Consider the following 25,427-nt stretch of genomic DNA (forward strand, 5'->3'; position numbering starts at 1 on the left):
GAGATGACGGTTCCCGATAGATCAATCCTCTAAACCGTCTTCACCTCGTCTTCGCTATAATCCTTGATATCAGTAATATATCCATTTATCAAAAGGAAATCGAATAAAGGTTTTGCCTCTGGCGTAACTGGCATATTTGCCGTAGTAATTACCTCATTGGTCTTTTTGTCTAGGAAAGGATAAGCAAATAACCGCACATTGGTGTTGAACATATCGTTCACATAGCTTAATAACTGACCTGAATAATTATCTCCGGTAAAATTTTTAGAGTTGAATACAAATTTTAAGTTATTGATGTTTGTTGCCAAACCAACACTTTTAGGTTTGCACCTTGCCAAATATTTCGCCAGGCGGTTGTGGCGGGTAAAGTTAGATACGATCACGATGTTACCCGTATCGCACATTTCCTGTGCTCTTTTAGCCACTGTTTCCAGGTCGATATCATCAGGAGTTTCTTGCCCATCCGTTAAAACATTGGTTAACAAAACCTCAATCATTACTGCCAGGTTCCCCTCTTCTACCTTGTTTGTACGTTTGAACTGATCGGTAGCTTTATTAAAAAGGTTAAAGTTAGGCAACGATTTCTGACCATATTTGGTCCTTAAAATCATGATATCCTTTTTGTACAAAAGATCTTTGGCCTGGCGGGGGTGCGCATCTGCATCGAAAATTGCTGCTGCCGAGAAATCCTTCATAATCATATACAGATTAAGCAAGATATTGTCTACACCTGGAAAAGCCGGCCCTTTTACCGAAATCAGATCGATTTCTACAGATCCGATGGTTAAGTTATCAGCTAAAGATTCTACCATCAATTTTGGGTCTTGATAATGGTAAAATGCTGCATAAAGTAGGTTAACGCCAATTATCCCTAAAACACGCTGTTGCATATTTACGTCTGTATCCAACAAACGTACGTGGAAAAATATTTCGTTTGGTAAACCACCTGGCTCGTTCTGGAAACGAAGACCAACCCAGCCATGAGGCTCGTTGGTACGTTTATAATTCAGGGTAGTAACAGTATCAGCAAAGGCGAAAAAAGTACGACTTTCGTATTTTTCACCCGACAAACGTTCATTAAGTAAACCGAATTCGTGATCAAGCATCTGCAAAAGGCGGTTCTGACTTACATAACGGCCATTGGTTTCTGCTCCATAAATAGCATCGCTAAAAGTCATGTCGTAAGCCGACATCGTTTTGGCAACTGTTCCAGATGCTGCACCAGCATTAAAAAAGTTTCTCGAAACTTCCTGTCCCGCTCCTATCTCGGCAAAGGTGCCGTAAATTCGTGGGTCAAGGTTTATTTTAAGTGCTTTACGCTTTGTATCCAGAATTTCTCTCTCCATGCCGCAAAAGTACGAAAATGGTTCATTAGTTCAATTGTAAATTGGTTTCATTGTCTAATTTCCATGAATAAAACTGATCACAAATGAACTAATGACCAATGCACCAAGGCACTAAACAAAATAAGGTTAATGCCATCCAGCATTAACCTTATAAAACCTAAACTTAAACTATTATGAAACCTGCATCAATCATCAATTTCATCTATATCCATTCCACTTGATGCAAGCTTCATAACTTTGAAAAAACTAAACTATTATGAAAAACCCTCTCTCGAGAATATCTTTATTACGATACTACAATTTCTTTGTGTTGTAATTTAGCATCGTCTTTTTTACTGATATTGATCGATAAAATACCGTCTTTGTATTCAGCAGTAATATTATCGCCATCGGCACTATCTGGTAAATTAAATGATCTTGCAAATGAGCTATAATCAAATTCTTTACGTGTAAAATCTTTAGCTACCTGGGTTTCGTCTTTTTTAACTTCTGCCCAAACAGAAAGTGTGTCTTTTTTTAAATTGATCTGAAAATCTTCTTTCTTTAAACCTGGAGCAGCCAGCTCGATTACATACGCAGCTTCATTTTCGTAAATGTTCACATTTGGCGATTTATCAACCATTTTGTTTTTAGTTACTGCATCGCTAAACAATGAATCAAAAACATTGTTAAAGTAAGGAGCTGTGTTACGGGTTCTGTTGTTAAAATTTACTAGTGTCATATCGCTTATTCTTTATTTTTTTTAATTTTTAAATTGATAATTCATCTTATTCAACTTACATACCAAACCAAAAACTTATGATTTTCAAGACATTTTGGCAAAATAAATCCAAATCAAAAGACAAATTGACAGAGATAAGGGGTTTTTCAGACAAATTCAACTATAAAACCAATATTCATTTGCGCTTTATTGATTTTGATATGATGGGGCACGTAAATAATTCTATTTATTTTACCTACCTCGAAATTGCCAGAACAAAATATTGGGAAGAAATTATAAAATGGGATTGGAAGAAAACCGGAATCGTAATTGCCCATGCTGAACTGGATTACATTTTACCTATTGTAATGAACGATAAAATCGCTATCCATGTAAAAACATCAAGAATTGGTACTACAAGTTTCGACCTAGATTATCAGATCGTTAAGATAAAAGGGGCTGAAGAGGTAATCTGCAGTAAAGGTAAAACCGTTTGTATAGCGGTTGATTATGCCACAGGCAAACCGACCGCAATACCAGAAGAAGAGAAGCAAAAGATGCTCGGTTTTGAACAGCTTTAAAAAAAACGCAGATCGTCATCTCGACTGAAGCGCAGCGGAATGGAGAGATCTAAATTAAAAGTACTCCTGAGACAGATTTCTCGACTGCGTTGCACTCCGCTCGAAATGACGACATTTTTTTAGTGTTTCCTAATAACTAGAAACATCAGGCATAATTTTGCCAGGATTTAATATTCCTTTTGGATCGAAAACACTTTTAATACCTCTCATTAAATTAAGATGAATTTCAGAATACTTGATCGGCATAAACTCTTTTTGCACCAAACCAATTCCGTGTTCACCAGATAATGTACCACCTAAAGCGGTTGTTAATTCGAATATTTCGGCAATGCCAAATTTGAGTTTGTTTTTCCAGTCTTCATCGCTCATTCCAGCTTTAATGATGTTTACGTGCAGGTTTCCATCACCGGCATGCCCATAACAAACACTTTCAAAACCGTATTTTGCACCAATTTCTTTGATACCATTGATTAATTTAGGTAAAGCCGCACGCGGAACAACGGTATCTTCTTCTTTATACACCGAGTTAGATTTAACCGATTCGGCCATTGTTCTGCGCATCCGCCATAATTCTTCTTTTTGGGAAGCGGTATCGGCAAATAAAACTTCCGTACAACGATGATCTTCTAAAACGATATTGGTTTTCTCACAGTTTTTAAAGATATCATCCAAATCATCTCCATCGAACTCAATCATCAACAATGCAGCAACATCATCTTTTAAATCGAATTTAATATCATCGAATTTTATAACCCATTCCACTCCTTTCCGTTCCATGAACTCTAAAGCCGATGGCGTTACCCCTGCCCTAAAAATTGCAGAAACTGCTGCGCATGCATCTTCATTCGTACTAAAAGAGCCCATCATTAAAACCGATTGACTAGGTTTAGGTAATAATTTAGTAACGATTTTAGTTACCACGCCCAAAGTACCTTCCGAACCGATCATCAGTTGGGTTAAATTATAACCTGATGCATATTTCAGGGTATTTGCACCTGTCCAAATGATATCGCCGTTAGGCAAAACCACTTCGAGATTGAGGATATATTCACGTATTGTTCCATACTTCACTACCCTGGGCCCACCAGAACCATGGGCTACATTGCCACCAATAAAACAAGATCCTTTGCTGCTTGGATCAACGGGGTAAAGAAGCCCTTTTTCGGCTACAGCATTGATGAATTCTTCGGTAATTACACCTGGCTCAACAGTTGCCTGAAGGTTTTCAGTATCAATTTCTAAGATAGCTTTAAACTTTTCCATTGATAAAGAAACACCACCATAAATCGGCAAAGCAGCCCCACTCAAACCCGTTCCACCTCCACGCGGCGTTACCGGAACATGGTGTGCATTACAGATTTTTAATAAAACAGAAACTTCTTCGGGCGAAGTTGGCTTTACTACAACCTCTGGCTGATAGCGGAGATCTTCTGTTTCATCATGACTATAATTGTCTAAACTTTCTACATCATTAAAAACCTTATCTGCTCCTATTGCAGCCTTAATTTCTGCTAAAATTTCGGGATTGATCTTCGTAAAATTCATTTTAATTGGCTGATGTATAAGTTAGTTTAACAAAAGAGTGCCCAATCTGGCCCGGCATCGGCGGATTTAGTTTCTTCATACTCACCTGAACCAGATCAACAAAAGGATACAATTCGATAACTTTCGAAATAATATTCTTCAAAACCGTTTCTAAAATCTTTTGAGTGTGTTTCATTTCTTCCAGGATGACGTGATTCAAGTCTTCGTAATTAACCGTCTGTGCCAGTTCATCATCAAAACCCTGCGGTGTAAACTCTGTTACTAAATCCACAACAAAATGATTTCCAATAAGTTGTTCTTCCGGATAATAACCATGTAGGGCAAAGCATTTAACATCTTTTAAGGCTACGGTTTGTTTGAAATGGCTCATGTATGTTTTGTAAGCTGCAAAATTAATTTTTTATTCATGAATATAATACCCCTTGCCGTAAATTGTTACCTTTGAAATTAACGCGATTTCTTAACCAGATAACACGAAATTACATGAGCAAATCAGTAAAAAAGGACCTGTACGAGGCACCAGACTATTATTTATTGGACGAATTGTTAACAGATGAACATAAATTAATCCGTGCAACGGCCAGAGATTGGGTAAAAAAAGAAGTAAGTCCGATTATTGAAGATTATGCACAAAGGGCTGAATTTCCAAAACACCTGATTAAAGGTTTGGCTGATATTGGTGCTTTCGGACCAACTATCCCGGTTGAATATGGTGGTGCAGGATTAGACTATACCGCTTATGGAATTTTGATGCAGGAAATTGAACGCGGTGACTCTGGTATCCGTTCTACAGCCTCTGTGCAGGGTTCGTTAGTGATGTATCCTATTTACGCTTATGGTACTGAAGAACAACGTAACAAATACCTGCCAAAACTGGCGAGCGGCGAAATGATGGGCTGTTTTGGATTAACAGAACCTGACCACGGCTCTAACCCGGGCGGAATGGTAACCAATATCAAAGATGCAGGAAGTCACTACATATTAAACGGTGCCAAAATGTGGATCAGTAATGCACCATTTGCCGATATTGCAGTAGTTTGGGCAAAAGACGAATCCGGGAAAATAAGAGGATTAGTTGTGGAACGCGGAATGGAAGGATTTTCGACTCCTGAAACACACAACAAATGGAGTTTACGTGCTTCAGCTACAGGCGAACTTGTTTTTGATAATGTAAAAGTGCCAAAAGAGAACATTTTTCCAGAAATCAGCGGATTAAAGGGTCCGTTGGGCTGTTTAAACCAAGCTCGTTATGGCATTGCCTGGGGCGCTTTGGGCGCAGCAATGGACTGTTATGATACAGCTTTGCGCTACTCGAAAGAACGTGTGCAGTTTGGAAAACCCATTGGAGGCTTCCAGTTACAGCAAAAGAAACTGGCTGAAATGGTGACAGAAATTACCAAAGGCCAATTGTTAGTTTGGCGTTTGGGCGTATTAAAAAGCGAAAACAGGGCTTCCGCAGAACAAATATCGATGGCCAAAAGAAACAGCGTAGAAATTGCCCTGGACATAGCCCGTAATGCACGCCAAATGCTTGGTGGGATGGGAATTACCGGGGAATATTCGATTATGCGCCACATGATGAACTTAGAATCAGTGGTAACCTACGAAGGTACACACGACATACATTTACTGATCACAGGAATGGATGTAACCGGATTAAATGCATTTAAATAAAAACAAGATTTTTAGGATAATAAGATTTTAAGATAAATAGTTAATGAAAGACTTTAAAAAATACACCTACATACCTGCCCCACCAGAAGAAGTTTATTTAGCCCTTACCAAAGAAACCAGCATAAAACTATGGACTGGTGCTGAAGTAGAGTTTGAAGAATTGCCAGGGACCGAATTCTCTTTCTGGGATGGAGATATTACGGGTAAAAACATTGAGTTTGTTTACGGTAAACAGATTGTTCAACAATGGTATTTTGGAGAAGAAAATGAACCTTCTATTGTAACCATAAAACTTCACGAAGATAAAAAAGGAACTTCACTGGAATTTAAACAAACCAATATCCCTGATGAGGATTATAAAGATTTTACAGATGGGATCCAGGAATATTTCTTGGGAGGTTTGGTAGATTTCTTTGATGAATAAACAAAAAACTAAAAATGAAAAATCAAATTATCGCTCTTTCTTCTTTACTTTTCCTTACCGCATTTACTTCTTGCACATCTTTGCTTACTCCGGCTATCTTAGGGAACAACATGGGCTATATGCCAAAAGCAATGGGTGCAGACAGTGTTAAAACGTTAACAAATGTATCAGCAAGTTATGCCGGTTCTACTTCACCAAGCGCTGGTACGGATTTCGAATTGGGAATGGCAAATATAAGCCAGTCGCATACTTTCAAAAAATCAAACATTTCTTATGGTATTTTCGCTTATGCCGGAAAAGCTTCAGGCGGAGACAACGACAACGATGCAGAGAATTTAAAGAATTATCTTCCATCCTTTCAAAAATCGATCAGTGGCGTTGGTTTAAGATTTTCTGCTGGCCTACACAACACCTCAGCTAACGGAAATACAGATTTCAGGTACATTAACTTTGAAAATGCACTTAGTTTCGAAGGTGGGGCTTATACCAAATTTAGACAACAGGTATATAGCAATCCTATTCCAGATTACGTAGCGGTAACAAATAGAAAGGTACTTTGGACAACAGGATTATCTACAGAGGTAATCTGGAGAGCTAGAAATGACCACGATATAAGGCACGCATTTAGATTTTTTCTTGGCGGAACACCTAATTTTGCAAGTAGTTTCAGATCTGGCGTAAAAGCTTACGATGAAATTAATGGGAAAAATTCATTCGGTTGGGTTTTTAACTATTTCTTATACATCAAGCGATTTTCTCTTTCTTATGAAATGGCTGATAATGTTAATTATGCGCAAAAGATAAGTCTCGGTTATTCATTTCAATAAAACATAATGGATCAGGCACTGTTCTGATATAAATAAAATATTATGAACAGAACATTAGGAATTGTTTTAATAGTTGTGGGTATTGCCATGCTCATCTGGACTGGCTTCTCTTATACTAAGAGAGAGAAAATTGTTGACGCAGGCCCCATTCAAATATCTGCCGATAAAGAAAAATCTGTTAATTGGCCTCCTTATGCTGGTGGTATTATTCTGGTAGCGGGTGTGTTTGTATTTGTGGCGTCGAAGAAGAAATAATTGATTTGTCATTCTGAGCCTGTCGAAGAACTTTGAAGCATTTCGACAGGCTCAATGTGGCAATCTATATCTCTGAACTATAAACAGATCTTATTGCATCCCTTAGGTTATACTTCGAAGCCATCACCTCTCCATAGGCGCCAGCACTACGAATGGCAAAAACGTCACCCCTGAACGATTCAGGTTGCTCCACTTCTTTACCAAAGCAATCGGTGCTCTCGCAGATCGGTCCTACAATATCGTATTTAACAACTTCGGACTTCGGACTTCCTAGTCCAGACTGACTAAGATTTTCAATTTTATGATAAGCTTGATATAAGGCTGGGCGCATCAATTCAGTCATACCAGCATCTAAAACCACGAAATTTTTCTTCTTTCCTTTTTTAATGTAAAGTACACGGGTAATCAATGAAGCCGATTGACCAACCAATGCCCTGCCCAGTTCAAAATGTACTTCCTGACCAGGTTTAACAGTCAAAAATTCATTAAAAATCTTAAAATAAGATTCAAAATCAGGAATCTGGTGATCGGGATTGTAATAATCGATGCCTAAACCGCCACCAACATTTAATACTTTTAGGTTAAAACCTTTATCTTCAAACCAGGCTGCAAATTCGTTTACGCGAACGCAAAGGTTTTTGTATACATCCAGATTGGTTATCTGAGAACCGATATGAAAGTGGATACCGATAAACTTTAGGTTAGACGAGGCTTTTAGAGTTTCTGCGCACTCCGGCAAATCCCAGGAGTTGATCCCAAATTTATTCTCATCCAAACCAGTGGTAATGTTGTGGTGGGTATGTGCATCAACATTAGGGTTAATGCGGATAGCCACCTGAGCTGTTTTACCTTTTTTACCGGCAAGTTCATTTAGCACTTCTAATTCCTGGATAGATTCTACGTTAAAGCAGAAAATATCAAGATCAAGGGCTTCGTTGATTTCTTTATCCGATTTACCTACTCCGGCAAAAACGATTTTTTTGTGATCGAAACCTACTTCAACTGCTCTTCTCACCTCTCCTGCACTCACGCAATCTGCACCGAAACCAATCTCTTTGATCTGGTTTAACAGCACAGCATTAAAATTTGCTTTTAGTGCATAGTGAATGTGAAATTGATATGGAGCCGCTGCATCTGCGCAAGTGCGCAAGGTTTTTTGCAACAGATCGGTATCATAGTAGTAAAAAGGCGTTTCTATATTGTTAAACTTTGATATATCTTTATCGGCGAACATGTTCAAATTCCTTATTATAATTTTAATTTTATTCTTTGGGCTAATTTATTTGGGTAACTACCTGGATTTAAAGCATGGAAGAATTACCCAGAAACAATACAATGGAAAAATCCGGTTTTTTATCGTGTTACTCTTCATTGTACTGTTCCTCTTATTTATCAAAAAATGAAGATAGCCGCCGCCATATTTATTATTTTTATTCTTTCTGCAGGATTGTATAACTCTTACAAAAAACATAAAAATGGTTTGCTACCGGCAAGCTTTCTGGCTTTTCACTTCCTTATAGGCTTCCTAGTGGCTGTAGGCACTTTTTTCCTTTTATTCGAATAACCTATTGTGCAGGCTTCTTAAAGCTTCGGTTTTATATTCACTTAATATTAAAAGCGAAACGTTGTAGTTGCTTCCTCCGTAAGAAATCATACGGATCGGAATGTGTTTTAAACCTTCTAAAACCCTGCTGGCGAAACCATGCTTCTCCGAACCGAAATCGCCCACCACACATACGATACTGTGGTTGGTATCTACTTCTACTGTTCCGAAACTTTCCAGTTCTTCGATAATTTGAGGTAAATGGGCTGTTTCATCTATCGTTAGTGATACGGCAACCTCAGAAGTGGTAATCATATCGATCGGTGTTTTATAACGCTCAAAAACTTCAAAAACCCTGCGTAAGAAACCATAAGCCAACAACATACGGCTCGATTGGATACGGATTGCCGTGATGCCATCTTTCGCTGCTATTGATTTAATTTTTCCTTTTTCGCTATCGTGGGTAATCAAAGTACCTGCAGCTGAAGGTTCCATCGTGTTTAACAAACGAACCGGAATTTTATATTTCTGTGCTGGGAAAACCGATTGAGGATGTAAAATCTTTGCGCCAAAATAAGCCAACTCGGCTGCTTCATCAAAAGATAACTGTGCAATTGGTTTAGTGCCTTTAACAATACGTGGATCGTTGTTGTGCATGCCGTCAATATCCGTCCAGATTTGAACTTCTTCAGCCAGAATTGCTGCACCTAATAATGATGCAGTATAATCACTACCACCGCGACGTAGATTATCTACCTCGCCAAAACTGTTACGACAGATGTAACCTTGTGTGATAAATAATTTATTGTCTTTATGCTGCTCCAAAAGTGGCATTAAATGTTTCGTTGTAAAAGGAATATCAGGTTCGTTATCCTCATCTGTTTTCATAAAATCCAAAGCTGGCAACAATACCGATGGTACACCAATTGACTTTAAATAGATATGATATAGCGTTGTAGACAATAATTCACCCTGAGCCAACACTACTTTTTCTTCAATTGAAGTAAAAATATCGTTCGCTACGCCAGCTAAGAAACCGAAGTGATAATCGATTACTTCATTTCCCTGCTCTTGAAATTCGGCAGCAGGCAGTAATTCAACAACAAAAGCTTTATATTTTTGGTATAGATTTTCGACGCACTCGCTTCCCTTCTTCTTATCTCCAGCTAAAAAATAATTTGCAATTTCTACTAAACTATTTGTAGTACCAGACACGGCCGATAATACTACAATCTGCTCTTCATTTGGATTAACGATATCCAACAACTTCGTCATGCGCTCAGGACTACCTACGGAAGTACCCCCAAATTTTAATATTTTCATTTACTTGCCTATTGTTTTTTAACTGTAATGAAGCTATCAGATTTTTTATCCCAAGTGTGATTTGAAATCATGATGGTTTCATCTATTTATTAATTGTTTTTACCCAAGATCAAACGACGCTAATTTTACCTGTTTTACAACTATTTTAAAAAAGTTACATTCGCCTCACATTAATACTGGATTTTCTTTATTATTGTATCGGGGCGTGAAATTAAACAAAAGCAGCTTAAAAGCAACACCCTCAACAAAATAAAATTTGGATGAGTTGAAATAAATACGTTTCAACCAAACATCATTCAATAAAATTTGTTCAACACCAGATATTAAATTTAAAAAACAGCTCAATGCAGGCAATTGACCAATCAACACAAGCCACAATTAATCAGTGGTTAAGTGGAAATTATGATGAAAATACCAAGGCAGAAATACAAGCCCTTGTGGATAGAGATGCAACTACCGAATTAACAGATGCATTTTATAGAAGTTTAGAGTTCGGAACGGGCGGTTTACGTGGAATTATGGGTGCAGGTTCCAATCGCATCAACAAGTACACTATTGGAACGGCTACACAGGGATTAGCGAATTATTTAAACAACAAATATCCTAACGAAAAAATCAAGGTTGCTATTGCCCACGATAGTCGTAACAACTCTGATTATTTCGCTAAAATTACAGCTGATGTTTTCTCTGCAAACGGAATCCACGTTTATTTTTTCTCTGCATTAAGACCAACTCCAGAACTTTCTTTCGCTGTGCGCCATTTTGGCTGCAAAAGCGGTGTAATGCTCACAGCCTCCCATAATCCTAAAGAATATAATGGTTATAAGGCTTATGGTGCTGATGGGGGTCAGTTTACTTCTCCTGATGATAAATTGGTGATCGATGAAGTAAATAAGATTAAAAGTATTGATGAAGTTAAATTCGACCGCGTTGAAGCCAATATCGAACTGATTGGCGAAGATGTAGATAAACTGTATTTAGATGGAATCACTGCACTTTCGATTTCTCCGGAAGCCATTAAAAGACAGCACGATTTAAAAATTGTATATTCTCCTATTCACGGAACTGGAATTACGCTGGTACCAAAAGCTTTGGCTCAGTTTGGTTTTACAAATGTAACCCTGGTTGAAGAACAAAGCACACCAGATGGAAATTTTCCTACTGTAGTGTATCCAAACCCAGAGGAAAAAGATGCATTGACCTTGGCGATGAATAAAGCAAAAGAAATTGATGCCGATTTAGTTTTGGCTACCGATCCTGATGCTGACCGTGTAGGTATTGCAGTAAAAGATAATAATGGCGAGTGGGTGCTGCTTAATGGTAACCAAACTGGCAGTTTATTAATTAATTACCTGCTATCAGCCTGGCAAGACAGTGGTAAATTAGATGGCAATCAGTTTATTGTGAAAACCATTGTAACCTCTAACCTGATCGAAGAAATTGCCAAAAAGAAAAATGTAACCTACTACAATACCTTAACTGGGTTTAAATATATCGGTCAGTTAATGACAGAACTAGAAGGTAAGAAATACTTTATTGGTGGTGGAGAAGAGAGTTATGGTTATTTAATCGGCGATTTGGTACGTGATAAAGATGCGGTGGTTTCTGCGGCTTTTATCTCTGAAATGACTGCTTATTACAAAGATAAGGGTGCAAGTTTATACAATGCATTATTAGATATGTACGTAGAATACGGCCTTTACAAAGAAGACCTGGTTTCATTAACCAAAAAAGGCAAATCAGGAGCTGAAGAAATTAAAGCGATGATGGTTAAATTCAGGGAAAACCCTCCTGCAACATTGGGCGGTTCGAAAGTTTCAGTACTGAAAGATTACGAATTAAGTCAGGAGACTGATTTGGCAACCGGAAAAGTAACCAAACTTGATTACCCAACTTCTGATGTTTTACAATTTATTACTGAAGATGGCAGTATCGTTTCTGCACGCCCAAGTGGAACAGAGCCAAAAATTAAATTCTACTGCAGCGTTAATGCGCCTTTAGCGGATAGAAAAGACTTTGATAAGGTTAATGCGCAGCTTGGAGAAAAAATTAAAGCGGTAATGGCTGATTTGCAGGCATAGTTTTCTTAGTGTCGTCATCTCGACTGAAGCACAGCAGAATGGAGAGATCTATCTATAAATAGATTTCTCGACTGCGTTTCACTCCGCTCGAAATGACGACATTATTTTCTTCAATTTATTTGTGTTCTCAAGTTTCCGCGGCAAATAATAAAGCCTAAGCGAGACGCTAAGACCAGACAAGAGTTTTTAATATCAAAAAGTGCTGCGTCTTTCTTATTTTTTCTTTGCTGCAACCAAATTCTTTAATACTTTTGCAGCGCAATATCATGTTCAAAAAAATCTTAATATATCTTATCATTACATGTACCGTTTCTAACGGCGCCATGCAATTAGTGATCTATTCTGGTTATAAAATGAACAAAGAATATATTACGAGTGTATTTTGTATTAATAAAGAACATCCTGAGCTCCATTGCGATGGACAATGTTTCCTGGCTAAAAAACTAAAAGAGCTTGAGGGTAAAAACAAACAGGCTCAGGAAAACCTGAAAAGAGTTGCAGAAGCTGAACCCAGATTTCAGACGGTAGTTTTAAACCACCATCTTCCCTATTTTATCATCACTTCAGAAAATCTTTATATCGAAAAGCCGGTTAAGGATCTTTCTATTTCTATTTTTCATCCACCGAAAACGGTTTAAGTAATTTTTTATGGTTTTAATGTGAAAGCTTGTGCTATCGCTAAGATTGGCTATTGTCATTCTGAGCAGAGCGAAGAATCTCATTTCTAAGAACCACAGAACTGTCTTTTCTGTAATATTAATTTCTGCTGAAATGCCAGAGAGATTCTTCATTGCATTCAGAATGACAATAAATTAATTTTTACTTATCCAATTTTCTTAAAATGAAATTATCACAATACTTTTTGGCATTGTTATGCCCTATTATACTATTATCTTCTTGTAAAAAAAGCACCGACGAGGTTGCCGCAGATACCAAATCTACCTTCTCTATTGAATTCGAAAATCAGGTAAACGGAAGTCCTTTGGTTTTAAACACCACAACTTACAAAAATGCCAAAGGCGAAGATTTTAAGATCAATGTATTTAAATACTATGTAAGTAATATCAAATTGAGCAAGGCTGACGGCACCACTTACCTCATTCCTGAAAGTTATTTCTTAATTGATGCATCGAAAGAAGAATCGACAAATATTACACTAAAAGATGTTCCAACGGGCGATTATACCAAAATTGAATATACCATCGGGGTAGATTATGCCCGTAATTTTGCTGGTGCACAAACTGGTGCCCTAGATCCGATCAATGGCATGTTCTGGACTTGGAACAGCGGTTACATATTTGTTAAATTAGAAGGAACTTCACCGCAATCTCTCGCACCTGGAAATACACTTACCTTCCACATTGGTGGCGTTACCGATCCAAACAATACCATTAGAACTTTTGCTACGGAGATTAATGCGGCAAATCCACTTCGTGTGAGAACAGATGGCAAACCGAATATGCACTTTAAGGTAAATGCAGCCGCATTATTTACAGGTAAAACCGATGTGAGTTTTGCTACTTTGAATATGACCATGGGTGGGGCAAATTCCGTAATTGTAGCCAATAACTATGCAAATGGACTATTTCGTTTAGATCACATTCACAACTAAATGTTAAGGAAAATTACTGTCTTCGCAATGCTTATTTTAAGCATTGCGTTGATGTATGCCTGTAGTAAGAATGAAGACGAAGTAACGCCGGAAGAAAAGAAAATTACCTTTTCGGTTCCTGCCAACTTCCCTACTCCGGTATACAATTTCGAAGATAATAAACTAAGCAATGCAGGTTTTGCACTGGGCAAGAAGTTATTTTACGAAGCCCGCTTATCGGCCGATAAAAGCGTTTCATGTGGAAGTTGTCATCAGCAATTTGCTGCTTTTACACAACTTGATCATAAAGTGAGTCATGGTGTAAATAATTGCCAGGGAAAACGGAATACGCCTCCACTTTTTAATCTGGCCTGGCAAAAAGCTTTCTTTTGGGACGGCGGTGTAAAAAACATCGAAACTTCGCCACTCAACGCCATTACCGATGCCTGCGAAATGGGTACTGATATACAAACAATCGTTGCGTTCCTGAAAAACACGGCTCCTTACCCTGATTTATTTAAGCAGGCTTTTGGTTCAACAGAAATTAATTCGCAGCTGATTTTAAAGTCGATTACCCAATTTACGGCAGTACTGGTTTCGGGCAATTCGAAATACGATAAAGTAATGCGCAAAGATAGTGGTGTTTCTTTTACCTCAGCAGAATTGGCGGGTTACAATCTGTTCAAAGAAAAATGCACCTCCTGCCATGCAGAACCATTTTTTACCGATTTTTCTTACCGCAGTAATGGATTGGATCTGGTAAGTACTGATGAAGGGCGTTCACACATTACAGGTGTAGCTTCGGACTTTGGAAAATTCCGGGTACCTACTTTACGCAATATCGAATATACCAGCCCATACATGCACGATGGGCGCTTTTACAGTTTGGACGAGGTTTTAGAGCATTACAATTCTGGCGTAAAAGCCTCAACAAATCTTGATGCACAATTGAAAAATGGTATCCCTTTAAATACAACAGAAAAAGAGCAGATCAAAGCTTTTTTAAAAACACTAACAGACAATGAATTTATTAAAAATACACTATACAGCGAGTCGTAAACTATTGATTTTAGTTTTCATACTCATGAGCGGCCAAGTTTTTGCCTGCGATATCTGCGGCTGTTTTATGGGCATCACCCCTTATTACAACCGTAACAGCATCAGCGTTTTATACCGTTACCGTTCGTTTAGCGGTTACGAGGGACAATCACATTCATTATTCCCGAATGGAGGAAATTTCTTTATCCCAGCGCGAAGCCAGGATTCGCCTATAACCAATCATAATGGCAATCCAGATGATTATGAACTTTACCGTTCTTTAGAGGTTAGAGGTAAATATTTCATCAATAGCAAACTGGAAATCAATGCCATTTTACCTTATGTTTCCAATAGCGAGCGCTATAATGGATATACCTCCTCTATTTCTAGCCTGGGCGATATTAATCTGTATGCAGGTTACCATCTCGTGCAAAAGCTTGAAGATAATTTTAAACAACAATTGATTGCGGGCGCCGGTATAAAATTGCCAACAGGCAAAAACGACTTCAAAAATACGGCAGGTATCCGTTATTCTTCGTTGATGCAGGCCGGAACAGGAAGTACCGATGCTTTTGTATACCTAAACTATATGGTAGGTTTGGGCAAATTTGGGGCGAGTTTAAATACGTCTTACAAGGTTAACGGAACCAACAGCCGCGATGAGGGTATTGCTAACAGCACCACCAGTTTCCTCAATATTTTTTATACCCAAAGGATTGGTAAAGATGTTCAGATTATGCCATCAGCGCAGTTTTTTTATGAATATTCTGGCGGAGAAAAATACCAAGGTCAAAAAACCGGAGAACACGTTATGAATAACCTAATGGGCGGCGCAGGTGTAGACGTTTTTTATAAAAATGTAGCGTTAAATGCAGGTATTCAAAAAAACATTTGGGAAGCTGAAACCGATCACCCAATGAGTGCCGGAAAGGTTTATGTTGGAATTACTTATAATTTTTAAATCATAGCATATGAAAAGATTAAATATTTTGTTGTTAAGCATAACAACAGCGCTTCTTTTTTCCTGTAAAACGGAACCTGATTCGAAAGCGATACGCCAGGAAGTACTTAACATCCACGATAAATTAATGATTGATGGAGAAAAAGTAGTGAAGAATAAAATGAAATTAGATAAGCTCCTACTTTCAGATCAGATTAAACTTGCTCAGGATTCGGTACTACAGAAACAAAAAATCAACGATTTAATTATACGATTAAATGCAGCTGATGAGAAAATGATGGATTGGATGCACTTCTTCAAAGACGATTTTAAAGGAAAAACCGAACAGGAAGATCTTGACTATTACAAATCGGAAATGGTAAAAATAAGAGCTGTTGAAGATAGTTATATCAAGATTACGAGGGAATCAGATTCGTTGATAAACGTATATCAGGTTAAATAAAATAGTCGGGAAGTCAGAGGTCCGAAGTCGGAAGTTTATGAGCATACCAAAACGTCAGTCTTCTGATGCCAGACCCTGGACTTTCAAAGAAATTAGTCAATTAAAGAGAATTTAAAATGAAAAAATTAAATCTTATCGTAATCCTAATTGGATTAGCAACAGTATCATTAAAATTAAGTGCGAAGACGGTAATCGATAACTCAAAACCAAACCTGATCGATTCAGCGAAAAAAGTACTCGTAGATCCAGTCTGTAAAATGAAAGTAAAAGCTGAAACAGCTAAAACTACGGTTTATAATAAAGTCACCTATAATTTTTGTTCAGAAAGCTGTAAACAGAAATTTGCAGCAGAGCCAGCGAAATACATTCATAAGTAAAGTCAGGAGTCAGAAGACCGGAGTCGGAAAACATTTTGAACATTCAGACCTCGGTCGCCGGACGCCCGACCTCAGACTTTTTAAACAAATAACCTTCTAGACCAAATTACCTTGTATATTTACATTTTTAACATAAAATCATGAATAAAATCACTGCTTATTTAGCTACATCACTATTGGCTATTTCCGTATTTACCGCATGTAAACAGGAGAGAAAACTTCCTTTTTATGGCGAGCGTCATGCTGAAACAGTTAGAGATGCAGCTGGAATAGAGAAAATTGATACTGTTTACCAAACTATTCCAAATTGGTCTTTTTTAAACCAGGATAGCATAGTAACAACGAACAAGGCAACAGATGGTAAAATCTACATTGCTGATTTTTTCTTTACTTCTTGTACCACTATCTGCCCTACCATGCACCGCAACCTAATGACGGTTTACAATGAATTTAAAACTAATCCGGATGTGATGTTTGTATCACACACCATCGATTTTAAATATGACAGACCTCACGTGCTGAAAAAATACGCTAAAAAATTAGGTGTAGACGGTCCGAAATGGCTATTCCTTTACGGCAGTAAAGACAGCGTTTATACCCTGGCAGAAAAAAACTACTTAGTAGCTGTTGGTGAAGATAGTACGGCAAAAGATGGTTATATTCATCAAGGATACCTGGTTTTAATAGACAAGGACAGACGGATACGCGGTGCTTATGATGGCACTAAAGAAGAGCAGGTAGAACAGTTGAAAAAGGATATCCCTGTTTTATTGGCCGAATATAAAAAGTAATAATCCAAATCGTCATTTCGATTCGATAGCTATCGGATGAAGTGCAGTCCCGAACTTTCGGGAGAGAAATCTATTAGATTTCACTACGCTCGAAATGACGATTTTTACAACAAAACGCCATGCGCAAGTACATCATCAATTCAATCTTTTTCCTTTTCATTATAGGCATCATTGTATCTTGCCAAAATCAAGAAACAATCGATCTGCAGAATTACATGTCGAACGGAAAGGATATTTATAAAACCAAGTGCCAGAATTGTCACGGCGAAAATGGTGAAGGGTTGGGTGAGCTAGCACCTCCATTAACCGATTCGGTATTTTTAAAAACAAACAAAAAACGCTTAGCCTGTTTTATCAAAAACGGTGCGAATGAATCTTTGATCGTCCACGGAAAAGAATACAAAGAAAAAATGCCCGCTTTCCCCGAACTAGCTGATATTGATGTAGCACAGGTAATGGTTTATATTACCAATTCGTTTGGAAATAAGCAGGGATTTGTGCCTTACGCGGAGATTTCGAAAGATTTGCAGAATTGTAAATAAATCCAGGCATTTCGACTGAAGTATCGCGAAATGGATAGATGTCTTACGGTCTGTCATTGCTACTTAACTACATTTTATAATACTCAAGCCTTAGCATGACGATTGCCCAACAATAAAATCTTCGTGTTCTTTGTGCCTTTGTGGTTAAAAAAACTCATCTTTGCGCAAAATGCAGGTTGTTCTATCGCTGTTTCGGGTAAAACCGGAAGAGAGGAAAGTCCGGGCAACGCAGGGCATCCCGCTTTCTAACGGAAAGGGGTTCAGGAATGAAAACCTGAATTACGGATTAGTGCAACAGAAAATATACCGCCCCGATTTATCGGAGCAAGGGTGAAAACGTGCGGTAAGAGCGCACGAGCATTACAGGCGACTGTAGTGGTTTGTAAACCCCGGGAGTTGAAAGACCAAATAGGCTAACGTACGTAGGGCTGCCCGTCCGATGTTAGTGGGTAGGTCGTTAGAGATAAACGGCAACGTTTATAGTGGATAAATGATAGAAATCCTGAGCAATTAGGAAACAGAACCCGGCTTATAGACCTGCATTTTTTTATTCACTTAATAAAATACTTTTTGTTTCGTCGAGTTTGGCCACTTCTGCTTCGCCTAAAACAGGAAACTTCAGGTCCAGGCTTTTTAATTTATCTTCAATAATTTCACTTATTGCCAGTCGGGCAAACCATTTTTTATCGGCAGGTATGATGTGCCAAGGCGATTCTGCTGTACTTGTTTCGTTAATTGCATCCTGATAGGCCTCCATATACTTATCCCATAAGGCCCTTTCTTTAATATCGCCTGAAGAGAATTTCCAGTTTTTAGTAGGATCATCTATACGTTCCAAGAAACGTTGTTTTTGTTCATCCTTACTTACATTTAAAAAAAACTTCAGAATTACTGTTCCATTGGCCGTTAGATGCTCCTCAAAATTTCTGATACTCTTATAGCGCTGTTGCCAAAAGCTTTTATTGATCTTTTTTACATCATTAAGCTCTGGGATATTTTCGCTTAAAACATATTCGGGATGCACCTTACAAACCAAAACGTTCTCATAATGCGAACGGTTATGAATACCTATCCTACCACGTTCTGGCAAAGCTTTATAATGCCTCCACAAAAAATCATGTTCATATTCTTCTGATGTTGGCACTTTAAAAGTATAAACCTGGCATCCCTGTGGATTTAATCCGCTCATTACATGCTCAATTGCGCTATCTTTCCCTGCGGCATCCATCGCCTGAAAAATAATCAGAACAGAATGTTTTCCAGATGCATATAATTTCTCCTGTAAATGATTGAGTTCTATTTTCGAATTCACCAGCGCATCTTTAGCTTTTTCTTTATTATAACCGCCAGTATAATCTGTTTTGTGGTTTTTTAAAGAAAATTTCTTATCGCCTTGTACAATTAATCCTTTAAATTCGTTTTTCATAATCATGTATTGTTTTTAGATAAATCGATGCATCAATAATTTAAATATAGAACTAAAAAATAAGTAAATTAAATACGTTAATTTGCATATAGAGTTTTTTATATTTAACGCCACAGCTTTTACCTAAAGATCATCTTATCCAATATGTTTAAAGAGATAAAAAACAAGTACTTACGTTATTCTACAATAGTTTTATTTTTTATAATAATTTTCTTTTCTGCCCTTCAATTAAACTTTTTGTGGCTATTTGGCTACTCACCAAGTGTTAGAGATATTAAAGCACCTACCCTTCGTGTAGGCTCGGAACTTTATACTGCCGATGGAAAACTGATTGGCAGATACTTTAAAGAAAACAGAACGCCTGTAAATTACAATGAAATTGCACCAAGCGTGATACAGGCTTTGGTGGCTACCGAAGATGTGCGTTTCTACAAACATTGGGGGATTGATGTGCAAGCGGTTGGCCGTGCAGTAGTTGGTTTAGGAAAAGATGGCGGGGCCAGTACCATTACCCAGCAATTGGCAAAAAACCTTTACCGTACGCGGTATAATAAATCGCAAGGATTATTGATTAAAATACCTTTGGTAAGAACCTTAATTGTAAAACTAAAGGAATGGATGACTGCTGTAAAGTTAGAATCTAACTATTCTAAAAATGAAATTATCACCATGTACCTGAATACCGTTTCTTTCGGTAATAATACTTATGGGATAAAAACAGCCAGCCGAATTTATTTTGATAAAGAAGCAAAGGATCTAGCCACTACAGATGCCGCCATGCTCGTGGGTATGCTAAAGGGCACAACGTTATATAATCCAACCAAAAACCCGGCAAAAGCTTTAGAACGAAGAAATGTGGTGCTTGCACAAATGAACAAGTACAAGTACCTGAGCAAAGATAGTTTAACCGAATTATCCAAAGAGCCGATTAAACTAAAAGAGGGTAAAATGCAGGATGGCAGCGACGGAGACTCTTATTTAAGGGCTGCTGTGGCAAAATACTTAGAGAAATGGTGTACCGATAATGGTTACGACCTTTATGAAGATGGATTAAAAATTTACACTACTATTGATTCTAAACTTCAAAAATATGCTGAAGAAGCAGTTGCCGATCAGATGAGGATTTTGCAGCGTAGGTTTTATAACGTTTGGGGCAACGAAGATCCCTGGTACGATTCGGAAAAACAAAAGGTTAATTATCCCGACAGGGCGATGAAAAACCTGCCGATTTACGCAATTTTACAGAAGAAATTCCCTAACAATCCAGATTCTGTTACCGCTTACTTTAATAAAAAGAAAAGGATGCAGATTTTCACTTACAAAGGCGATCGCGATACTTCATTCTCCACTTTGGATTCTATCCGTTATTATGGCAAAATTATGAATACCGGAATGATGACCATGGAACCCGCAAGTGGTAAGATTAAAGTTTGGGTTGGTGGTATAGACCATAAATTTTTCAAATACGATCACGTCAATCAATCTAAACGCCAGGCAGGTTCTACTTTTAAACCTTTTGCTTATTTAACGGCATTAGAACAAGGTATGAGTCCTTGTGATAAATTTACAGATAAACCTGTTAAAATTGCTTATCAGGATAAAGGTGAAACGAAATATTGGGAGCCAAAAAATGCTGATTACAGTGTTTCGTACCGTGAAATGAGTTTAAGATGGGCAATGGCGAAATCAGTAAACACCATTACCGCTCAGGTAACCGAAAAAGTGGGCTGGGATAATGTTGTAAAATATGCACACGAGTGTGGAATCGATAGCCATTTGGAATCTGTTCCATCTGTAAGTTTGGGTTCAAACGATGTTACGGTTTATGAAATGGTAAAAGCGTATGCTACCTTCATGAATAAAGGCATCAAGACTGACCCCATTTTAGTTGAAAAAATTACCGATCAGGATAATAATGTAATTGATGAGTTTAAACCTAAAACAAAAAGGGTTTTAACAGAAGAAATTGCCTGGTTAATGACTTACATGTTCCGTGGTGGTATGGAAGAGCCAGAAGGTACTTCACAGGCATTATGGGAATGGCCAGATCTATTTAGAAAAAACAACCAAATTGGTGGTAAAACAGGTACTTCTTCTGATTATGTAGATGCATGGTATATGGGTTTAACCAAAGACCTCGTAACTGGTGTTTGGGTGGGTTGTGACGAAAGAACGGCACACTTTAAAAACGGCGAACAAGGAGAAGGTTCAAGAACGGCACTACCCATTTTCGCTAAGTTTATGGAGAAAGTATACCTCGATCCAAAATCCGGTTATACATATGGTCCATTCCCTAAAGCAACAGTTGATATTACGAGAACCTATAACTGCCCTAGCCCAAGGATTATAAGAGATACCACATCAACCGATAGCTTAGCGGTAGATTCTACGGATTTTACCGTTCCTGAAACACCAGAAACGGTTATCCCGGTAACAGTTGAACCTGAGGTAAAAAAAGAAGAAAATAAAGCTGAACCCGTGCAAACGCCCCCGGCGGCTACTGTTCCTTTGACCAAAAAGGAAGAAAGAGAACTGAGAAGAAAACAACGTCAGGAAGAAAAAGAAAGGAAAAAGAACGAGAACAATCAGCCTTAGTTTTTATCACGATAAATAACCAGATACATCAACTATCTGCGCTTTTGAGTAGAAAAAATTTAAAAAGTGTTAAAATTTTAATACTGTTTTAAACAATTGCTATTTTTATTTTCCAAATCTCATACAATTTCATTTTCATAAATTATTGAACTTCATTACTAAAACCACACATATGAAAATAGGCTCTACTTTATTAAAGCAATATTCTTCTTTATTGCTCTTGCTTATTCTTTCTTTTTCTGTTAAGGCCCAATATTTCGGACAAAACAAGGTAAGGTATAAAAAACTCGACTTTAAAGTTTTGCAAACACCTCATTTCGAAATTTATTACTATATCAAAAACGAGAAACTTTTAAAACGGTTTTCGCAAGATGCCGAAACGTGGTACAAAATGCATCAGGAAGTTTTTAGAGATACTTTCTTAAAGAAAAACCCTATTATTTTATATAACAACCATCCTGATTTCCAGCAAACAACAGCACTTAACGGCGAAATTGGAATTGGTACCGGTGGAGTAACTGAAGCACTAAAAAACAGGGTGATTATGCCTGTTATGGAGCTAAATAGCCAAACAAGACACGTTTTAGGTCACGAGCTTGTTCATGCTTTTCAATACCACCTTTTGCTCGAAAAAGATTCTATTAGCTTAGAAAATGTTGGGCAAACACCACTATGGATGGTTGAAGGTATGGCTGAATACTTGTCAATCGGAAAAAAGGATGCATTTACTTCTATGTGGATGCGCGATGCCATGTTGAACCGTGATATCCCTTCATTGAAAGATTTAACCAATTCCAATAAATATTTCCCTTACCGATATGGTCAGGCATTTTGGACTTACATAGGTTCTCAGTACGGCGATACCACCATCGTTCCGTTGTTTAAGAATACTGCAAAATATGGTTATGAAAATGCCATCAGGTATACTTTTGGCTATGATGACAAAACATTGTCGGGTTTATGGAAAAATTCGATTGATGCGCATTATAAGCCGATGTTAAAAGCAGATAGTTCGCAGATCAAAATTACGGGTACAAAAATCATCGACAATAAAAACGCAGGTAATATGAACGTTGCTCCTGCCCTTAGTCCAGATGGAAAATATTTAGCTTTCATGTCTGAAAAAGATCTTTTTGGTATAGATTTATTTTTAGCAGATGCTAAAACCGGGAAAATTATCAGGAAGCTGAGCAGCCAGATCTCCAACGGTCACATTGATGATTTCAACTTTATAGAGTCTGCAGGCGCATGGTCGCCGGATAGTAAACAGTTTGCCTTCAGTATCTTCAGTCATGGTAAAAACCAGATGATGATTATTAATGTTTCAAACGGAACTACGGTTTCTCAGACTGCGATGGATCAGGTTCAGCAATTTGGTAATTTAACCTGGTCGCCAAACGGAAAAGATGTAGCTTTTTCGGGCATGGTTGAAGGACAGAGTGATATCTTCTCTTACAATTTAGACACTAAAACAATTACTCAAATTACTAATGATGTATATTCTGATTATGCACCTAGTTACTCTCCCGACGGTAAAAAATTGGTATTTTCATCAGATAGAGCGGCAATTCAAGCGAATGTAGTTAATGCAGTACTGCCTATAAACCTAGCTGTTTATGATATCGCTTCTAAAACTGTGAGCAATTTAAATGTTTTCCCAGGAGCAAATAACCTAAATGCTCAGTTCTCTTCAAACAGCCAAAATATCTATTTCCTTTCTAACAGAGATGGTTTTAGGAATTTATATAAGTACAATTTCGCAGATAATACAGTAGATCAGTTAACTGATTATTTTACAGGAATTAGCGGGATTACCGAATTTTCACCCGCAATTTCAGTGTCTACGACTGATGATATCGTGTATAGCTATTATCGCTACCAACGTTATACTTTGTACAATGCTAAGTTAAGCAGTTTCAAAGCAAAACGAATTGGTAATCAGGAAGAAAATTTTGATGCTGCTATCCTTCCCCCAATGGAAAACATTGGTGTAAACATCATCAATTCTAATTTAAATAATTTTGATCGTTTCGAAAAAACAACGGCCGATTCGATGAAAACTGTACCTTACAAACCGAAATTCAGGTTAGATTATTTAGCAAATAGTGGTGTTGGCGTTTCTACCAGCCGTTTCGGAACCGGTGTTTCAGGGGGGATTGTGGGTATGTTTAGCGATATATTAGGTACCAATCAAATTATAGCAAACCTATCCGTAAACGGAGAAATTTACGATTTTGGTGGATTAGTAGGTTACATTAATCAAAAAAGCAGAATAAACTGGGGTGCGGCTGTTTCGCATATCCCTTATGTATCAGGATTTAGGTCGTATGCATATGAAAATATTCCAACAGGTGATAACCAAACCGTTAAAGCATTGGCAGACAGAACGGATATTATTAGAACTTTCGAAGATCAGCTCCAGGTTTTTGGTGCTTATCCATTTAGTAAAATACATAGATTTGAATTGGGTGGTGCATTTTCGCATTATAGTTATAGAGTTGATCGATATAGCAATTATTACAATTCGGCAGGTTACTACATTGGCTCAGACAAAAGCAGGATTTCTAACGATGTTGCTTCTCAAGACTATGGCATTCCGTTTAATTCTTTTACGCTTTATCAGCTAAATGCCGGCTTTGTTGGTGATAATTCTATTTTTGGTCTTACCGGTCCACTGGATGGTTTCAGGTACCGCGTAAGTGGGGAAAAGTATTTTGGTTCGTATAATTTTGCTGGTGTAACTGCCGATCTTCGTAAATATTGGAGAGCTAAGCCTGTAACTTTTGCCGTAAGAAGTTACAATACTTTAAGAATTGGTAAAGATGCAGATAGACTTTATCCAATGTATGTGGGTTATCCTTATTTAATTAGAGGTTACGAATCAAACTCAATTTACAAAAGTACCTCGGCTCAATCGTCAGAATCCTTCGATATTAACCAGTTAACAGGAAGTAAAATAGCCGTTTTTAACTTCGAAGTACGCTTACCTTTTACAGGACCTAAAAAGTTAGCAGCAATACCTTCTAAATTTTTATTCTCTGATCTGAATTTATTCTTTGATGCAGGATTGGCCTGGACAAACGACACCAAGGTAAAGTTTAAAAGTGAACCGACCTATACAACAGAGCCTGTATTAGATAGTAACGGCCAACCAGCTAAAGATGAAAAAGGAAATCTTGTTACCTATCAAGCTACTACAGAACGTGTGCCGGCAATGAGTATTGGTATATCGTTACGGGTAAACGTTTTTGGTTATTTTGTATTAGAGCCTTATTATGCAATTCCTTTTCAAAGGAAAGATGTTAAAACTGGTGTATTTGGTTTAACATTTGCTCCAGGATGGTAAAAGGAAATTAACTTAGTTA

Annotated in this window: 23 protein-coding genes and 1 other RNA gene; 17 read left to right on the plus strand and 7 right to left on the minus strand. The window is 37.7% G+C overall.

What is annotated here, in order from left to right; translation table 11 throughout:
* Positions 1-29 precede the first annotated feature (29 nt).
* Together ACN9MR_RS10930 and ACN9MR_RS10935 are read right to left on the minus strand one after the other, a co-directional pair.
* The gene (locus ACN9MR_RS10930; RefSeq protein WP_426329720.1) at positions 30-1,346 is read right to left on the minus strand and encodes a nicotinamide mononucleotide adenylyltransferase; all 1,317 of its coding nucleotides are present in this window, start codon (positions 1,344-1,346) and stop codon (positions 30-32) included.
* 286 nt (positions 1,347-1,632) lie between these two features.
* Complete coding sequence (locus ACN9MR_RS10935) at positions 1,633-2,067, minus strand: Hsp20/alpha crystallin family protein (protein WP_057933057.1); 435 nt, start codon at positions 2,065-2,067, stop codon at positions 1,633-1,635.
* A gap of 77 nt (positions 2,068-2,144) precedes the next feature.
* Here ACN9MR_RS10935 and ACN9MR_RS10940 point away from each other — a divergent pair, with 77 nt between their 5' ends.
* Entirely contained in the window at positions 2,145-2,627 is a 483-nt protein-coding gene (locus tag ACN9MR_RS10940) for an acyl-CoA thioesterase (protein WP_426329721.1), read from the plus strand.
* A gap of 129 nt (positions 2,628-2,756) precedes the next feature.
* Here the strand turns inward: ACN9MR_RS10940 and ACN9MR_RS10945 are convergent, their stop codons facing one another.
* Entirely contained in the window at positions 2,757-4,172 is a 1,416-nt protein-coding gene (locus tag ACN9MR_RS10945; protein ID WP_426329722.1) for an FAD-binding oxidoreductase, read from the minus strand.
* 1 nt (position 4,173) lies between these two features.
* Positions 4,174-4,542, minus strand: coding sequence for a dihydroneopterin aldolase (locus ACN9MR_RS10950; RefSeq protein ID WP_426329723.1), 369 nt, complete (start codon positions 4,540-4,542; stop codon positions 4,174-4,176).
* Between the two features lie 113 nt (positions 4,543-4,655).
* On the opposite strand from ACN9MR_RS10950, the gene ACN9MR_RS10955 reads away from it, so the two are divergent.
* From ACN9MR_RS10955 to ACN9MR_RS10970, 4 genes are read left to right on the plus strand one after another with little or no spacing between them, the layout of a single operon-like run.
* Positions 4,656-5,846 carry an acyl-CoA dehydrogenase family protein gene (locus ACN9MR_RS10955; RefSeq protein WP_426329724.1) on the plus strand — a complete coding sequence of 397 codons (1,191 nt, stop codon included), beginning with the start codon at positions 4,656-4,658 and terminating at the stop codon, positions 5,844-5,846.
* A gap of 43 nt (positions 5,847-5,889) precedes the next feature.
* On the plus strand, positions 5,890-6,270 hold the full coding sequence (locus tag ACN9MR_RS10960; protein WP_426329725.1) for an SRPBCC domain-containing protein: 381 nt from the start codon (positions 5,890-5,892) through the stop codon (positions 6,268-6,270).
* Between the two features lie 14 nt (positions 6,271-6,284).
* Positions 6,285-7,097 carry a hypothetical protein gene (locus ACN9MR_RS10965; RefSeq protein WP_426329726.1) on the plus strand — a complete coding sequence of 271 codons (813 nt, stop codon included), beginning with the start codon at positions 6,285-6,287 and terminating at the stop codon, positions 7,095-7,097.
* Between the two features lie 42 nt (positions 7,098-7,139).
* The gene (locus tag ACN9MR_RS10970; RefSeq protein ID WP_426329727.1) at positions 7,140-7,352 is read left to right on the plus strand and encodes a hypothetical protein; all 213 of its coding nucleotides are present in this window, start codon (positions 7,140-7,142) and stop codon (positions 7,350-7,352) included.
* Positions 7,353-7,416: 64 nt separating this feature from the next.
* Here ACN9MR_RS10970 and lysA read toward each other — a convergent pair whose 3' ends face one another.
* Together lysA and ACN9MR_RS10980 are read right to left on the minus strand one after the other, a co-directional pair.
* The gene (lysA, locus tag ACN9MR_RS10975; RefSeq protein ID WP_426329728.1) at positions 7,417-8,586 is read right to left on the minus strand and encodes a diaminopimelate decarboxylase; all 1,170 of its coding nucleotides are present in this window, start codon (positions 8,584-8,586) and stop codon (positions 7,417-7,419) included.
* Between the two features lie 318 nt (positions 8,587-8,904).
* Positions 8,905-10,218, minus strand: a complete 1,314-nt coding sequence (locus tag ACN9MR_RS10980; protein WP_426329729.1) for an aspartate kinase — start codon at positions 10,216-10,218, stop codon at positions 8,905-8,907.
* A gap of 344 nt (positions 10,219-10,562) precedes the next feature.
* Here ACN9MR_RS10980 and ACN9MR_RS10985 point away from each other — a divergent pair, with 344 nt between their 5' ends.
* The 10 genes from ACN9MR_RS10985 to rnpB all read left to right on the plus strand — a co-directional run bounded on the left by ACN9MR_RS10985 (position 10,563) and on the right by rnpB (position 18,589).
* Entirely contained in the window at positions 10,563-12,299 is a 1,737-nt protein-coding gene (locus ACN9MR_RS10985; RefSeq protein WP_426329730.1) for a phospho-sugar mutase, read from the plus strand.
* A 266-nt stretch (positions 12,300-12,565) separates the two neighbouring features.
* Positions 12,566-12,937 carry a hypothetical protein gene (locus tag ACN9MR_RS10990; protein WP_426329731.1) on the plus strand — a complete coding sequence of 124 codons (372 nt, stop codon included), beginning with the start codon at positions 12,566-12,568 and terminating at the stop codon, positions 12,935-12,937.
* A 203-nt stretch (positions 12,938-13,140) separates the two neighbouring features.
* Positions 13,141-13,911 (plus strand): MbnP family protein, encoded by a 771-nt coding sequence (locus ACN9MR_RS10995; protein WP_426329732.1) that lies wholly within the window; start codon positions 13,141-13,143, stop codon positions 13,909-13,911.
* Positions 13,912-13,938: 27 nt separating this feature from the next.
* Positions 13,939-14,949: a cytochrome-c peroxidase gene (locus ACN9MR_RS11000; protein ID WP_426329733.1), complete on the plus strand. Its 1,011-nt coding sequence runs from the start codon at positions 13,939-13,941 to the stop codon at positions 14,947-14,949.
* A gap of 25 nt (positions 14,950-14,974) precedes the next feature.
* Positions 14,975-15,889, plus strand: coding sequence for a transporter (locus ACN9MR_RS11005; protein WP_426329734.1), 915 nt, complete (start codon positions 14,975-14,977; stop codon positions 15,887-15,889).
* 10 nt (positions 15,890-15,899) lie between these two features.
* Positions 15,900-16,331 carry a hypothetical protein gene (locus tag ACN9MR_RS11010; protein WP_426329735.1) on the plus strand — a complete coding sequence of 144 codons (432 nt, stop codon included), beginning with the start codon at positions 15,900-15,902 and terminating at the stop codon, positions 16,329-16,331.
* A 116-nt stretch (positions 16,332-16,447) separates the two neighbouring features.
* Entirely contained in the window at positions 16,448-16,708 is a 261-nt protein-coding gene (locus tag ACN9MR_RS11015) for a YHS domain-containing protein (RefSeq protein WP_426329736.1), read from the plus strand.
* 140 nt (positions 16,709-16,848) lie between these two features.
* Positions 16,849-17,499 (plus strand): SCO family protein, encoded by a 651-nt coding sequence (locus ACN9MR_RS11020; RefSeq protein WP_426329737.1) that lies wholly within the window; start codon positions 16,849-16,851, stop codon positions 17,497-17,499.
* A 119-nt stretch (positions 17,500-17,618) separates the two neighbouring features.
* Positions 17,619-18,041, plus strand: a complete 423-nt coding sequence (locus ACN9MR_RS11025; RefSeq protein WP_426329738.1) for a c-type cytochrome — start codon at positions 17,619-17,621, stop codon at positions 18,039-18,041.
* 168 nt (positions 18,042-18,209) lie between these two features.
* An RNA gene (rnpB, locus tag ACN9MR_RS11030) (RNase P RNA component class A) lies at positions 18,210-18,589 on the plus strand.
* On the opposite strand, the gene ACN9MR_RS11035 is transcribed toward rnpB, so the two are convergent.
* On the minus strand, positions 18,589-19,467 hold the full coding sequence (locus ACN9MR_RS11035; protein ID WP_426329739.1) for a polyphosphate kinase 2 family protein: 879 nt from the start codon (positions 19,465-19,467) through the stop codon (positions 18,589-18,591). The two genes, rnpB and ACN9MR_RS11035, sit on opposite strands and share 1 nt — an antisense overlap.
* Before the next feature lie 144 nt (positions 19,468-19,611).
* Between ACN9MR_RS11035 and ACN9MR_RS11040 the strand changes: the two genes are divergently transcribed.
* Positions 19,612-22,062 carry a transglycosylase domain-containing protein gene (locus ACN9MR_RS11040; RefSeq protein WP_426329740.1) on the plus strand — a complete coding sequence of 817 codons (2,451 nt, stop codon included), beginning with the start codon at positions 19,612-19,614 and terminating at the stop codon, positions 22,060-22,062.
* Positions 22,063-22,234: 172 nt separating this feature from the next.
* A complete protein-coding gene (locus ACN9MR_RS11045; RefSeq protein ID WP_426329741.1) occupies positions 22,235-25,408 on the plus strand; it encodes a peptidase MA family metallohydrolase in 3,174 nt (1,057 codons plus the stop codon).
* The last annotated feature ends 19 nt before the right edge of the window (positions 25,409-25,427 follow it).

This window comes from Pedobacter sp. R-06 (assembly GCF_049913135.1).
Lineage (GTDB): Bacteria > Bacteroidota > Bacteroidia > Sphingobacteriales > Sphingobacteriaceae > Pedobacter.